The 14,085-nt window shown below is 34.1% G+C and carries 14 protein-coding genes and 1 pseudogene; 6 read left to right on the top strand and 9 right to left on the bottom strand.

The genetic code is table 11. The features are described from left to right. Window positions 1-43: 43 nt before the first annotated feature. The 5 genes and pseudogenes from ACW0JX_RS05795 to ACW0JX_RS05775 all read right to left on the bottom strand — a co-directional run. A pseudogene (locus ACW0JX_RS05795) lies at window positions 44-823 on the bottom strand (MCP four helix bundle domain-containing protein); the annotation flags it as partial. Between the two features lie 134 nt (window positions 824-957). Continuing rightward, a complete protein-coding gene (locus tag ACW0JX_RS05790; protein ID WP_459245488.1) occupies window positions 958-2,226 on the bottom strand; it encodes a M48 family metallopeptidase in 1,269 nt (422 codons plus the stop codon). Between the two features lie 240 nt (window positions 2,227-2,466). Continuing rightward, entirely contained in the window at window positions 2,467-2,766 is a 300-nt protein-coding gene (locus ACW0JX_RS05785) for a DUF2101 family protein (protein ID WP_016082517.1), read from the bottom strand. A gap of 31 nt (window positions 2,767-2,797) precedes the next feature. Beyond that, window positions 2,798-3,154 (bottom strand): hypothetical protein, encoded by a 357-nt coding sequence (locus tag ACW0JX_RS05780; protein ID WP_023521404.1) that lies wholly within the window; start codon window positions 3,152-3,154, stop codon window positions 2,798-2,800. Window position 3,155: 1 nt separating this feature from the next. Next, on the bottom strand, window positions 3,156-4,004 hold the full coding sequence (locus tag ACW0JX_RS05775) for a CPBP family intramembrane glutamic endopeptidase (protein WP_459245487.1): 849 nt from the start codon (window positions 4,002-4,004) through the stop codon (window positions 3,156-3,158). Window positions 4,005-4,144: 140 nt separating this feature from the next. Here ACW0JX_RS05775 and ACW0JX_RS05770 point away from each other — a divergent pair, with 140 nt between their 5' ends. Both ACW0JX_RS05770 and ACW0JX_RS05765 read left to right on the top strand, forming a co-directional pair. Next, entirely contained in the window at window positions 4,145-4,849 is a 705-nt protein-coding gene (locus ACW0JX_RS05770) for a response regulator transcription factor (RefSeq protein WP_459245486.1), read from the top strand. 9 nt (window positions 4,850-4,858) lie between these two features. Further along, entirely contained in the window at window positions 4,859-6,601 is a 1,743-nt protein-coding gene (locus ACW0JX_RS05765; RefSeq protein WP_001010445.1) for a sensor histidine kinase, read from the top strand. A gap of 273 nt (window positions 6,602-6,874) precedes the next feature. Here ACW0JX_RS05765 and ACW0JX_RS05760 read toward each other — a convergent pair whose 3' ends face one another. After that, window positions 6,875-7,240 carry a VOC family protein gene (locus tag ACW0JX_RS05760; RefSeq protein ID WP_000473644.1) on the bottom strand — a complete coding sequence of 122 codons (366 nt, stop codon included), beginning with the start codon at window positions 7,238-7,240 and terminating at the stop codon, window positions 6,875-6,877. Window positions 7,241-7,300: 60 nt separating this feature from the next. Then, the gene (locus ACW0JX_RS05755) at window positions 7,301-8,203 is read right to left on the bottom strand and encodes an AraC family transcriptional regulator (RefSeq protein ID WP_000446842.1); all 903 of its coding nucleotides are present in this window, start codon (window positions 8,201-8,203) and stop codon (window positions 7,301-7,303) included. Window positions 8,204-8,321: 118 nt separating this feature from the next. Between ACW0JX_RS05755 and ACW0JX_RS05750 the strand changes: the two genes are divergently transcribed. Beyond that, window positions 8,322-8,825, top strand: coding sequence for an RNA polymerase sigma factor (locus ACW0JX_RS05750; protein WP_003269770.1), 504 nt, complete (start codon window positions 8,322-8,324; stop codon window positions 8,823-8,825). Window positions 8,826-8,830: 5 nt separating this feature from the next. Beyond that, complete coding sequence (locus ACW0JX_RS05745; RefSeq protein WP_064532865.1) at window positions 8,831-9,949, top strand: anti-sigma factor; 1,119 nt, start codon at window positions 8,831-8,833, stop codon at window positions 9,947-9,949. A gap of 42 nt (window positions 9,950-9,991) precedes the next feature. Here the strand turns inward: ACW0JX_RS05745 and ACW0JX_RS05740 are convergent, their stop codons facing one another. After that, window positions 9,992-11,371 carry an MFS transporter gene (locus tag ACW0JX_RS05740; protein WP_197234240.1) on the bottom strand — a complete coding sequence of 460 codons (1,380 nt, stop codon included), beginning with the start codon at window positions 11,369-11,371 and terminating at the stop codon, window positions 9,992-9,994. Window positions 11,372-11,506: 135 nt separating this feature from the next. Here ACW0JX_RS05740 and ACW0JX_RS05735 point away from each other — a divergent pair, with 135 nt between their 5' ends. Continuing rightward, a complete protein-coding gene (locus ACW0JX_RS05735; RefSeq protein ID WP_064532861.1) occupies window positions 11,507-11,839 on the top strand; it encodes a winged helix-turn-helix transcriptional regulator in 333 nt (110 codons plus the stop codon). A gap of 39 nt (window positions 11,840-11,878) precedes the next feature. Here ACW0JX_RS05735 and ACW0JX_RS05730 read toward each other — a convergent pair whose 3' ends face one another. Beyond that, complete coding sequence (locus ACW0JX_RS05730) at window positions 11,879-12,856, bottom strand: HD domain-containing protein (RefSeq protein WP_406651847.1); 978 nt, start codon at window positions 12,854-12,856, stop codon at window positions 11,879-11,881. Between the two features lie 273 nt (window positions 12,857-13,129). Here ACW0JX_RS05730 and ACW0JX_RS05725 point away from each other — a divergent pair, with 273 nt between their 5' ends. Further along, the gene (locus tag ACW0JX_RS05725; RefSeq protein WP_428191919.1) at window positions 13,130-14,020 is read left to right on the top strand and encodes a CPBP family intramembrane glutamic endopeptidase; all 891 of its coding nucleotides are present in this window, start codon (window positions 13,130-13,132) and stop codon (window positions 14,018-14,020) included. The last annotated feature ends 65 nt before the right edge of the window (window positions 14,021-14,085 follow it).

Below are 14,085 nucleotides of genomic sequence, written 5' to 3'. Positions count from 1 at the left end.
GAATATTATTCTCTACTTCTTGCATATTTGTTCTTAGCCCTGCAATCATCTCGTTAAAATTACTTACTAATACACCTAATTCATCCTTAGCAGTATAATCACCATGTACGGTTAAATCTCCTTCTTTCGCTCTTTCCATCATACGACTAACCGTTTGTAAAGGTGCAACTATAAGCTTACTAATAATATAACTTACTATACATATAACGATTGTAGTAACTACTACAAGAATGATAAAGGTAATAACGGATCGATCAATCATTTTTTGAGAATCTTTAAACACTTGATCAGCTAAGTTTGAAACATACGATTCTAGATCCACTGCATAACCAGCTAACTCTACTCCCTTTGGTTTTAAGTCTTTTTGAAATTCGTTTACCATTTGAGATTCATTTGTTACCTTCGCTTTGTCAAACAACTTCTTGTATGTCTCCATATAACTTGGCAAAGATTTCTTCATCTTTTGAAACAACTCATCCTCTTGCTTACTTAAATTAACGCCATCATCATATTCTTTTAATAAAGAATCATATTTTTTAAGATCCTTTTCAATATTATCAATTATCCCCTCTTTATTTACCACTTCATTTTGTGACGCCGTAATTAATTCTAGTAAGTTATATTCTAGTGAATTTTGTGTACGAAGCATTCCTTCTAATAAAATTGCGGAATTTTGATAATCATCTACTACAACCTCTGTATCGTGCTTAATCTTATTAATGGAATTAATTGCTACACTGCTCATAATTACCATACCTAAAACTGCTAATGAAATAAGCGCTAATAATTTATATTTCACTTTTAAATTTTGTAAAAAATACATTTTTTCACCTTTATTCCTTTATATATAGATTTTTAGAATTTTATAGCTTATTATTTACAAAATCACAGTAAAAAGCAATGATAAATATTCCCAATATAAAACTTATTTTTCTATAAAAAAAAGTAGCATAATAGCTACTCCTTTTTTCTTTGTTTCTCATATTGTTCAAACGTATGAATTCTTTCAAAAATTGGTGGGTGCGTGTATAAGAAAAACTTCACTAACGCAGGCGGATTTACTTGGCTTAAACTTGTTTTTGATAAATATTGAAAAGTTTTCACACCAGATTTCCCATCCTTCGTCATATTTAAAGCATATTGATCTGCCGCTCTTTCTTCTATACGTGAAACGTAGTTTGTTGCTGGTTGTGCTGCAAAAGAGAGTACAGAAGAAATTAAGAAAAATAAAGGTAAAATGGAGAAACATGCTACTTTTGAAATTTGCAATGTATCTCCCCATTTGCGAATACACATATTTATAATACGACTAATTAAAAACATACCTATAAACGATAGCAATACATAACTTGCAACGCCAAAATATATATGCTTCATAACATAATGCCCCATCTCATGGGCCATGATAAATAAAATCTCTTTATCTTTTAACTGCTTAAGCGTTGTATCCCACATTACAATACGGGCGTTAGGGCCAATTCCTGTTACGTAAGCATTTAATGCATTCGTTTTTTCTGACATATTTACTTCATATACGTGCTTAGCAGGAATGTCCGCTTTGTCTGCTATCGCTAAAATTTTCGTTTCTAATTCTTTATTTTTCAGCGTCGAAAAGTCGTTATACAGTGGGTCAATAACGACAGGCTGTATGAATGTTAAAAAGATTGTAAATGGAACAGAGAGCGCCCACCCTGCTAGCCACCATCTCTTCGGAAATTTACGGATAAGCCATAATAGAACGGTCACTACAATTAACATAGTCGCATAACTTTCCCAAAAACCGATAACATGATCTTTAATCCAGCTTTGTGTGCTTTGCGTTGAAATGCCGTAATCAACGGACACTTTCCGGCCAATCCATTGCATCGGTAAGGCAAGCACTGTTGTCAGTAATGATAAATAAAAGAAATAAATCGCAACTTGCAAGACACTTATTTTAGTCGTTTCCTTCGACCATTTCTCAAACTTTCTTGAAATACCTAGCACAAGTACAAACAATAAAATAATCCATTCAAGAGGCGTCGCTAAAAAGTATAGTAAATTTTTCACGCGCGAATAATCTTGGCTTAGCGTAAGCTCTCTCGCACTCATAAACGTTTCTGGATCTGCACTTGTTCCTTTATACATGTCCGGAATAACTTCATGATTCCATCCAAATAAATACCAATATATAAGTAACGCAAATCCAACGTACAAAAAAAGCGACCAACCAATAACCTTCCTCACGCTATTCCCTCCTCTATGCTGCCTGTCTATTATTATTGTAAGTTCGTACACGCTAAATTAGAACAAGCTTATTATGTGAATTGCTCGAGATCCTTTTATTTACATAAAAAAACTCTTCTACACAAGAAGAGTTTTACCTATCTTTAAACACTTTCTTTAGTTCATAATCCGGAATAAGGATCGCACGTACAAACCAACACACGTACCCTACTTGCTTTTTAGATAACATAAAAAGCCTCTTTAAGGAAGTACATCTATTAATAAATTAAAATCTTGTAAAGAGAAAGAACTATATTTCATAATACCTTGTACAGCTAAAAGTAAAACAAGACCGATAACACACATATAATTAACGCTTTCTTCATTCTTTTTTTCAGTAACCACTCCACCACTTATACATAAAATCCCTAGCAAATGAAGCGCTAAATACATGAAAAAGTAAGCTTCCTCCCAGCGCAAAATAACATTCACTGTCGTTATTAACACTAGACTAAGTAAAATCAAATAAAAAAACTTATTTGATGATATCGTTTCATTCATATAATTTTATACATCCCTTTCAAATTTTGAATTAATGATGTTTCAAAGCTATAAAGTAAATGATTGTTTTTATACCATAAAACAAAAGGAAAGCCACCATTACTTTCTCGAATACTTTATGAATCCACATATACTTCTCTTCATTCTTTCTGAAGATGCGCTTCATCATTTCTTCTACAATTAGACCAAATATTAGTAAAACCCCGAACACAATAAGAAGAGAAATAATATTTTCTTTTAAATGAGTACTAGAAAATAAGTAATACTCTGGAAACACAATCGTATCTACTACAGGTTGAAGCCAATGACAAACGCTTTTATCACACATATCTGTAATAGACGTAGCATCTATAATGTCTTTTAATATTTTTTCAACCGTCTTCTTCATCTCATTTACTCCCCACTATATCTGAAAAGCTCTTTTCCTGCTCTGCATATATAACTGGCACTTCTTTACTCCAATATTTACGATTAACAAATAAAAAGATAAGTACTAAGTTTAATCCTGTTATAAAAATAATAAGTCCAGGAAAGAATGTCGTGTAATTTGAGAAATCAGCAAAACTTATAATTTTTTCTCTACTTATTAAAAAAGACGCACCCATTACAAATGCATTGTTTAACATATGTATTGCAATTGGCATGAGTAAACTTTTCGTACGAATATATACGATTGATAATACGATGCTGAATATGGCTGCACCGAGGAAATCAACATGTAACAACGCAAACAATATTGCTACAACGATGGTCGCTATGCTCGTTCCCCATTTTGTTGCAAAACGTTGAAGTAAAAATCCGCGAAAAACAAACTCCCCGATAATTGGTGCGATGAATACGACCCTAATGACTTGATATACATATCCCCCAGTACTATCTATAATCGGTTCATGCAGGGCATTCATAATAAAGTCCGGTGTAATCCATGAAAAACTATACATATACAAAATAAGATACCCGTAACTAAACATGCACAACATAACCGTAATGTATAAAACTTGCACCAAGTTAAATGTTTCATTTTTATTAACAAACAATGAAAATGAAATGCGATGCTTTCTATACTCATAAAAAATCCATACGATCGGAAGGATATAGAATATAAGGATATTTATAAAAGAAGAATTTTGTATATGAAATATACTTGTTAGCAAATCGCCACTACTTCTCGCTATTAAAATTAATAGTGCAAATACAATTAAAAAATATCTAGCTCGCATCACTTGAAACGGATTCACACTCATCTCCTCCCCTATGTTACTTTTATCATATCATTTGATTCTTAATTTTTTGCGAAAGAAAACCTTAAAATTTCCTTAAAAATTCCATAAGTTACAAAATGATGATATGATATTCGAGAAAATTAGGAGGGATTTTTATGTACCAAGCAAATATTTTACTTGTTGATGATGAAACAGCAATTTTACAATTACTAACTACCATTCTTGAAAAAGAAGGTTTTTCTCATATTACAACTGCAACATCAGCTGAAATAGCTTTATCTCTAACTAAGCAAAACAATTACGATTTAATTATTTTAGATGTAATGCTTCCTGGACAATCCGGTTTTGATATTTGTCCAATCATTCGCCAACAAACAGATTGTCCAATTTTCTTCCTATCAGCAAAAGCATCTGATTTAGATAAAATATCCGGATTTTCATACGGTGCGGATGATTATATTACGAAGCCCTTTAATCCATTAGAAGTAGTAGCACGTATGAAAGCACAGCTTCGGAGACATATGAAACAAACCGTACCACACGAACAAAAATCACACTCGATTTCATTTGGCAGATTTGAAATTGATCAGCACTCTGCAGAACTGACAGTGAATGGTCACATTGTCGAATGTTCCGCTCAACTCTTTCAACTACTACTCTTCTTTTGCGAGAATCCAAACTACGTATTTTCGAAAGAGGAAATATACGAAAAAGTTTGGGGAGCACCTGCCTATAATGGCGATGACAACACTGTTATGGTCCACATTCGAAAACTACGTGAAAAAATTGAACACGATCCAAGTAAACCAGAATATATAAAAACCGTTCGCGGGCTTGGTTATAAGTTCGTTACAAAGTAGGGTGACGATATGAATTTTAATAAACGACTTATTATTCAATTTATCATGCAACACGTTTTTGTTTTAGTTACATTACTTATCGCTGTAGTTGCTGCTTTTACTTATTTAATTTTTCTTCTTACTAGTACTTTATACGAACCTAATATTCCAGATTCTGATAGTTTTACAATTTCAAGATACATCTCTTCAGAAGATGGGCATATTTCGTTACAATCTGAAGTGCAAGATTTAATAAAGGAGAAAAATGATTGGCTCCAAGTTGTAGATGAAAACGGAAAAATCCTCTACCACTTTAATACACCAAATGATGTTCCGAATGCTTATACGAAGACATCTTTAGTCGCATATATACAACATCATATCGAAAGTAATTATAAATTTACATATTGGGAAATTGAATTAGAAGAAAAGAAAGTACTTGTTATTTATGGTGGTATGTTAAAAAGCAATGCGTTACTGACAGCAATTCAAAAGGATCACTCCTCTTTAACGATGGATTCGTTTACATTAACAGATCAAGAAAAACAGTTACTGTCTAAAGAAAAAGCAGCACTTCAAATATTTAATCAAAATGGCGAAGAGGTTTTTGCCTATCCAGCTGGAAAGAAAAAAACATTTTCAGCAATACAAATCGCCCTTAATGAAAAAGAACCGTGGAATCATAAAGAAAACACGTCTAGCTTTTACGATGCAAATAGTGGCAACCTTCTCGTTGTGACTGCGAAAAATGATCACTACTATCCAGATGACGAAATTGAAGATGTATTTACTAAGAAGTTTCTCATCGGATGCGGATTAATCCTTCTTATCGTATTTGTTTATTTAGTCATTCTTTCTATTTGGTACGGTAATAAATTCGGGAAACCGTTATTACATGCGATGCGCTGGCTTAAAAATATCGCTGGTGGAAAGTATGAAGAACCCATTAGTAAAAAAGGAAAACCTGTCAGGTTCCGGCGATCTGGTAAAGAAAAATGGTCATTCCGTTTGTTTAGAGATGTAACAAGTTCACTAGAACACCTTTCTATTACACTCAAAAAAAACGATGCGATGAGGCAAGTACTTCAGCAAACACGAGAAGAATGGATTACCGGTCTAACGCATGATTTAAAAACACCACTTAGCTCTATATATGGCTACGCATTATTACTCGAATCGAATCAATATAACTGGACTGATCGTGATATTCAGCAATTTGGTAGTGTTATGAAAGAGAAATCTCAATATATGACGACATTAATTGATGATTTAAGCTTAACGTATCAATTAAAAAATAACAGCCTTCCTGCCCAACACGTAAACGTTGAAATCAATCAGTTCGTCCAAAAAGTATTATTGCAATTTATTAATAATCCAACACTTCAAAATCAAAATATTGAATTCGTACCGAGCTCAAATAAAATTCAATATTTCATTGAAGAAAAATGGTTCCAGCGTATTATCGAAAACTTACTAGTAAATGCTGTAAAACATAATAACGAAACAACTACTGTCATCGTAAAATTATCACAAAACGCTAATTCCTTTACACTCTCCATTTCAGATGACGGAAAAGGAATGGATGAAAAAACGAAAGAACTTCTATTTGAACGATATTACCGCGGAACAAACACAGAAGAAAGCAACATCGGAACTGGACTTGGCCTAGCCATTACAAAACAGCTCGTTCATGCTCATAACGGGACAATTTCCGTTGATAGTGCACTCGGAAAAGGAACGACGATTATTCTTGTATTTCCGTTTCGTTCGTAGGAAAGACGCTATGTGGCGTCTTTTTTTCTTTTCTGGGAGAATTTTACGGTATATGAAATTATGCGGATCGTTTTTTTTTGAGGTGTTTTATCGGTATATGAAATTATATCAGCGATTTTTTGAATATATCAGCGCAACTCGAATTATATCAGCGATTTTCTAGATATATCGACTTACCGAAAAAAACGACAATACTAACCTACTTCCTCTACTACTATACAAATTAAAAATAACCCTTCATAACTCACTATGAAAGGTCACTCCATATTTCAGCTATTTCCCTACTAACACAAACACATTCTCATCAGGTGCTTCCATTACTGCAACATGTCCTGATTCTGTTGGAAATGGTTCGCGAATCCATTTTACATCTTTATTATCTTTTAAACTTTCATACGTTTGTTGTACATCTTCTACTAATACTTCGACTTCCGTAAAATTAATATCCGGATGATTGCTTATTACTAACTCCGAACTTTTCTCATCTGGAAACTTCAATCCTATTAACGTCCAAATAACCCCTTCTTCTAATTCTCTTTCTATCATCCAGTTTTGCTTCATTCCCATTTCTTTATAGAAAGAAACTGATCTTTCTATATCTTTCGTATGTATAGATACACATTCTAGTTTTTTGAACATTTTCCCATTTCCCCCTTTATGAAAAAGCGAACCATCTCCCAACGATTCGCTCTTACCCTATTATTTTTTCTTCACCGGTATCCAAAGCTCTACTTGTGCAAACTCACTCTTATCTTCGTGGCAACGCTCATCGTACAGTTCAAACTCCGTAACGCCGCAATGTTCATATCCTGAATGCGGGAACCATTCTGAGAATACTGCATTCCAAGTTTGGTGAATAGACGATACCATTTCTTCATGAGGAACTTTCGGCGTTGTAAATACTGCATATGTTGCTGCCGGGAAAGTACGCTTCGCAATTTCATTTGGTACATTTTCAAAGTCTGTAACTTCCATTCCGATAATGTAAGTGAAGTCCCCTGTTTCTAAATTAAAATCAGTACATAATCCAAGCTCTACCCATTGGCTCGTATCTTTACGATTGGGAATTGTTGTCCCAAGATCTTTTTGTAAATATTCTTGCCAAAATACTGGAATGTCTTGATGGTTTTTCCCTTCTTTACTTGTCGTCTTCAATTCATAACCCGCCACTAAAAATTCTGGTTTATTTACAATACGATATTCCATTTGTATGCCCCCTAAATACGGATTTAATTTCCTTTGCTTTACATTCACTCTGTAATACATCGGTGTTTCGATTTCTTGTTTTCGATATTCACTCGGTGTCATTTGAAATAATTTTTTAAAGGCTCTCGTGAACGTTTCGTGAGATTGAAAGCCATGTTCAAACGCGATATCAATAACTTTTTCATCCGTATGAGAAAGTTGATAAGCTGCCCGGGCTAACCTCCTCTTTCGAACATACTCCATTACTGTATCACCTACTAATGCCTGAAATACACGGTGAAAATGCGACTCAGAAAAACCTGCAATGCGAGCTAAATTACGCAGCGTTTGTTTTTCCATTACATCTTCCTCAATATAATCAATTGACCTTTGAATTTGTGTTTCATAGCTTTCCATCTCTGTTCACCCGCCTTATATGTATTATGATAAAAGAGAACGCAATCCAATTCTTGACGTTTTTTACTATAATTCCATAAAAAATTGTAACTTTTTTATATGTATTTCGTTGTTATGTATGAAGGGAGGGAAATTAGTGAAACGCAAACAATCATTAGAAGACATTTATTCAGATCATATGCATGATTTATTTCGCTATCTTCTCTCCCTAACCGGAGATTCTCATTTTGCTGAAGATCTCATGCAGGAAACCTTTTACCGCATGCTCGTCCATATTGATTATTATAAAGGCGAAGAAATTAGGCCGTGGTTATTTACAATAGCCTACAACGCCTTTATCGATTGGTATCGAAAAGAAAAAAAATATAAAACAACTACAGTGGAAGAATTCCATTTACCAAACGTGCCAAGTACAGAACATGAATATTTCGTAAAATTTGAGATCGCTAGTTGGTTAGAAAGTTTATCTTCTATTCCGCTCGAAAGACGAAATGTCCTACTACTACGAGATTACTACGGATTCTCGTATAAAGAAATAGCAGAAATGACCGGTCTCTCATTAGCGAAAGTGAAAATTGAATTACACCGCGGACGGAAAGAAGCGAGAAACATAGAGGAGTGATACAGATGGGATGTGCAGAATTTAAAACACTATGGGAGAAGTACGAAAACGGAACGCTCACACGTGATGAACAAGAAGAATTAGAAAATCATATAGAGACTTGTGAGGAATGTGAAGTGTATTTGGATGAATTGCTTACGAAGAGTGCACCGATCAAGAAAAGACTACCACCACAAAATCTTAATGTCCCATTTTGGAAAATAAAATGGAAACAGCGTTGGCAAACTGTTAGTTTTGTTCTTGCGGTTTGTATAGCAATCTATTTTGCCGATCATTTTTCATCTTCTCTTTACTTCAATAATATGAAAAAGTTAGCTGAAGTAAATGAGATTCCAGCACTCGCACTAGAAGCAACAATTCCAAATATTCGTTCCACTGGAGGCAGTACAAAAATCAAACCCTTTTTCCGTACAGAAAATGAAATGAATTTAGTTAAAACTGTCGGCAAAAAAGAAGTTCAATTCGGTACAGTAACAACGAAAAGCTTCTTATCGTCTGTAACTGTTACAAATAAATCTTGGGCAAACAAATTGAATTACTCTAAACTTTCCTTTGTTCATCCGAAAATAAAGCAAGGTGATCATTTGAAAGAACCATCTAAAAAAGTGTGGGATACACTTGCAAAAGTACATGAGGGAACCGTTGCAGAAGTAGCGATATCTTTTGACAAACTTTACACTTTACAAGAATTAGAATCTATTCTATATAGCACATTTGAAGCACAAGAAATGCCACCAACTCCTGTATGGTACGCTTTAGACACAGGACAAGAGAGAATAGATGAGGAAGATTTCATCCTACATGGCGGAGAGGTTATCGGATTTCCAGAACATATAAACCTCCCTGATAGTGAAGCAGAACGACCGAAGACAAAAGAAGATGAAGTACTCGAAATGATGCGCATTCTTTCTGAGCATAAAAAAACTGTAAGTAAAACTACTTGGACTCTTGAAAAAGAGCTGAACTTAGATAAGCGTTATGAGTATGTAAAAGAGAACGGTGTAAAAGTATACGGAATTGTTATTACTGGCCCATCGAAAGAGTTATTAAAATTACAAAACTCCCCGCACGTACGTTATGCGACTCTTGGAGATATTGAGATTTGGAATTGGTTTGACCAGTAATGTGAAACAAGTAGAGCATCTAGAAGTGATGCTCTACTTGTTTTATTCCCTCTCCACAAACTTCCAAACTAAAAATGCTGCACATAGATAGGAAAGCCCAATAACTAAAAAACTATAGCTTGCCCCTCTGTACCAATTCGATGATTCATTTAAAATGATTCCCATAATCGCTATACCGACTAATGCACCAATTTGACGATTTACATTTAAAGTTGCTCCAGCCATATTGCCATTTTCACGACCGGCAGATTTCATTACAATTGTAGTCATGGCAGGTACTGCTATACCGATTCCAAGATTAACAACACTGTAAATGAGTGCAATTCCTATATAACTCACATTTTTCACTAGAAACATTAATAATACAGATCCTATACTAGCTATAAATAACGCTATGAATAATAGCAAGTTTGAGCCAAACTTAGTCACCATTTTTGCAAATAATAAATTTCCAATAACAAATACACTCATCATCGGCAATAGTTGTAATCCTGCTACAAATGGACTTGCTCCGTATGCTTTTTGTAAAAAGAGTCCAAACATAAATATTCCGCCAAATAAAGCAAAGTTTATTAGAAACCCAACTATATTCGCTGAGGTAAACGTCTCGTTTTGGAACAACACTCTTGGCACAACCGAGTTTTTTGACTTTCGTTCTGCATAAACAAAGAGAATTGCGGTTAATACCGTCCCTACTATTCCTCCTAAAATTTGAGACGAGGACCATCCATAACTTGGACCTTCAATTAGAGTAAACGCCAATAATGTTATTGCAATTATACCGATTAAATGATTCGCTACATTTATTTTCTCCTTTTCCGGTAAAACATTTGGAATAATTACAAAAGCCACTACAATACCAATCATCCCAATTGGAAGGTTTATAATAAAAATGCTTCGCCAACCAAATGTATTTACTAAAAGGCCACCAATAAAAGGACCCGTACCAGAAGCAATGGATACAATTGCCGACCATATACCAAACATTTTAGCTCTCTTCTTTTCATCCGGGAATGATACTACTAATAAACTAAGTGAACTTGGCATAAATAAAGCCGCTCCAACACCTTGAATTACCCGCCCCATAACAAGAATGTTCCCAGTTGTAGCAATCACACATAAAAGAGATGCGAACACAAAAATAATTAAACCAATCATATATATTTTTTTTGCTCCAAATCGATTGGCTAATGACCCCCCAGCCAATAATAATGCCGCAAAAGATAAAATATATCCGTCGACAATCCATGTCGAACTATACAATGCCAGTCCTAATGTTTCTTGAATATTCACCACTGCAACATTTACTACTGTTACATCTAACGTTGCCATAATAAATCCCATTGCCAAAGCGAATAAAATGATAATACCCGATTTCTCTTTTGTTTGAACATCTGAATTTCTACTAGCCACCCCACCCACTTGCTAACTCCCCTTTCAAAAATTAGTAATTTACCTATATATTCCTTTAGAACTATAATAAAGAAAGTACTTTAATTATAAAATTACTGATTTTTTATATAGTACCTATACTTTTATATAGTAAGGAGTGTTTATATGGAAAATAAAAACGATGAAATTTTATTGAAATGTCCCATTGAAAAAACAATGTCTGTAATAGGTGGAAAGTGGACTTTCTTAATTTTAAGAGATTTGTTCTATAGTCCTAAACGTTTTGCTGAGCTTGAAAGACGTCTAAGTGGCATTAGCCCACGCACACTCTCTCTTCGCTTAAAAGAACTTGAACAAGAAAATATTATAAAGAGAAAAATCTATTCAACTATGCCACCTCACGTGGAATATTCACTAACAAAAAAAGGCGAAACACTCCGTCCTATTTTTGACGCGATGAAGGACTGGGGAAATGAGTGGAAAATATTAGATGAATAAAAAGAAGGTATCATCTTATGTGATGATACCTTCTTTTTGCTAATCCGCAATCACTTTCACATACATCCCTCTCACCGCTTTTTCATAAGCGATATCACTCATCTGTCTTATTTTTTCTGATACAACAGACGACTGAACAATTTTCCCTTCACGAAGTAACAGCGGATCAATAAGACGCACTTTATTTTTCTGATGTAAATCATAATCATTTCTATCTTCTTTTACTTTTACATTTTGATGAACTTTGCTTAATAAAGCTTCTACTTCGGGGTCATTACATTGCTGCAATTTCGAAATAAGCTCCTCATCTTCAAGAAGAAAATCATCTGCATGAATAATCCTTTTATGAAGAGCTACCTTTAACGTTTTCGCTAACATATCATTTCCGTAAATATTCATTGGTTCCATAAAGAAATCGATTACTTCTTTGTAATACGTTTCTGTAAACCATTCCGCTATTTCGATATTTTGAAGAACCATTTTCCCCTCTACTTCGATGACATCCTCTAAAAAACTGTGAACTTCTTCTAAAGAAATATACCCATATGTATACATATCTCGTAATGTATAATCCACTCGGTCTGCGCATAATTCTGGTGCTGACCTTTCTAGTAATGCCCACTTCGAATCATCTAATAAATTATCTTCATAGTTATAACCATGCTTCGCAAGGATCGCTGGAATTTCTGAGTTTTTCACAACAGAACTAAATATCTCTTCATGATAACTTTCATCTTCATTATCAAAAACGTAATCAATTACGTGGGAAAAAGCAGTATGCGATACGTCATGCAGTAAACCAGCAATCTGTTCTTCTACTGAACCACCTAGTTTTTTAACTAATAACATAACACCAACTGAATGATCAAAGCGCGTTACATTCCATTTCTCGTTCATTAAGTAACTTGCGCCTGCTTGATGAATTCCCTTTAATCTTTGCATAGACTTACTTAAAATTAATTCTTCTAGCACTGCATCCACTTCAAATTCTCCGTATAGTACATCTGATATGATCACTTATAATCCCCCTTTTCAAGCAAAGCCTTTTTATATTATCTTTTTTTGAAGAAGCGTAAATATGCTATTCTATAATTTGAATATAAACGTTTTGTTTTTATAAAAAACAGGTCCTCTTATTCTTATCAAATTTAATCAAAAAAAGAAAACATTTCCACGACTCCTCTTTTTTGTTTTAATAGATTTATACATACATATTTATTAAAGAAAAAAGCAGCGAATAGAGTCAATTAGAAACTGACTTACAATTATAATATGAAAGGTCGAATAACTATGGACAGTTATTTTCCAAAATCGGGGAAGTTAATTGGCGGTATCATTATGCTTATTATCTTGCTTTCATCTCTTTGGCTTATATGGATTGGAGAAACGAACATTCGTTACAGTGGAGATCATAAGGGCACAATCCCTTTTTGGTACAAGTGGATCCCTGTTATTGTCGGTATACTCCTTGTCCGTTTCCTACCATTTCATCATAAAAACTATAATCCCCTTCAACAATTTGAACCAAGGCGCATCATAATTCAAACTGCTATCTTATTCTTAAGTGGCTCCCTCTTCACGATTTGTCTTCTCACCACGAACTTTGAAGGAATGGCATTACAATTGTGGTTTATGATATTTAAAATTATTTTATTATTATTCACTCCATTAATGCTGCTTTTGTTTTATAAAAATAACCCCGAAAAAGAACGACCAAAATCAGTAAAATTAACAGGGGATATTAGATGGCATCAGTTTACACCACTTATTGTCATTATAATCTGGGGTTACTTCAACTTCTTTTCTATATTCTCTACACCATTTGTTTCAATGAAAATGGAACCCACGATTTTAATCTCCATTTTACTTGTAGGGTTTCTTATAAATAGTGTACTTGAAGAGATTTTTTATAGAGTTTGGTTGCAAACACGTTTGGAATTATTACTAGGTACTTGGCCGGCTATTCTTCTTACATCATTGTTATGGGCAAGCTGGCATATCGCATTACATGGCTCTGGTCATTGGGATATTGATACAGCTACGGTCATTGTGAACCTTGGTATCGTAGGTCTATTCCTTGGATATTTGTGGGCGCGTTATCGTAAGGTATGGGTAATTATTATTGTTCATGGATTAATTAATGCACATCCACAACAACTAATTGAGATTATATTTAAGTAAAGAGCGCGATTGAGAAATAAAAAATAAAAGGGATTATACATGATTAATATGTATAATCCCTTTTA

This window comes from Bacillus sp. C-3-6 (assembly GCF_054509685.1).
Note: the sequence above shows the minus strand (reverse complement) of the source record. Positions and strands in the feature narration are given on the sequence as shown.

What these genes read in the sequence shown, in the direction of transcription:
- ACW0JX_RS05745 (WP_064532865.1), top strand. Translation starts at nt 8,831, where the DNA reads ATGGGATGTGCAGAATTTAAAACACTATGGGAGAAGTACGAAAACGGA.
- ACW0JX_RS05760 (WP_000473644.1), bottom strand. Translation starts at nt 7,240, where the DNA reads ATGTTCAAAAAACTAGAATGTGTATCTATACATACGAAAGATATAGAA.
- ACW0JX_RS05735 (WP_064532861.1), top strand. Translation starts at nt 11,507, where the DNA reads ATGGAAAATAAAAACGATGAAATTTTATTGAAATGTCCCATTGAAAAA.
- ACW0JX_RS05765 (WP_001010445.1), top strand. Translation starts at nt 4,859, where the DNA reads ATGAATTTTAATAAACGACTTATTATTCAATTTATCATGCAACACGTT.
- ACW0JX_RS05785 (WP_016082517.1), bottom strand. Translation starts at nt 2,766, where the DNA reads ATGAATGAAACGATATCATCAAATAAGTTTTTTTATTTGATTTTACTT.
- ACW0JX_RS05770 (WP_459245486.1), top strand. Translation starts at nt 4,145, where the DNA reads ATGTACCAAGCAAATATTTTACTTGTTGATGATGAAACAGCAATTTTA.
- ACW0JX_RS05725 (WP_428191919.1), top strand. Translation starts at nt 13,130, where the DNA reads ATGGACAGTTATTTTCCAAAATCGGGGAAGTTAATTGGCGGTATCATT.
- ACW0JX_RS05755 (WP_000446842.1), bottom strand. Translation starts at nt 8,203, where the DNA reads ATGGAAAGCTATGAAACACAAATTCAAAGGTCAATTGATTATATTGAG.
- ACW0JX_RS05780 (WP_023521404.1), bottom strand. Translation starts at nt 3,154, where the DNA reads ATGAAGAAGACGGTTGAAAAAATATTAAAAGACATTATAGATGCTACG.
- ACW0JX_RS05750 (WP_003269770.1), top strand. Translation starts at nt 8,322, where the DNA reads ATGAAGGGAGGGAAATTAGTGAAACGCAAACAATCATTAGAAGACATT.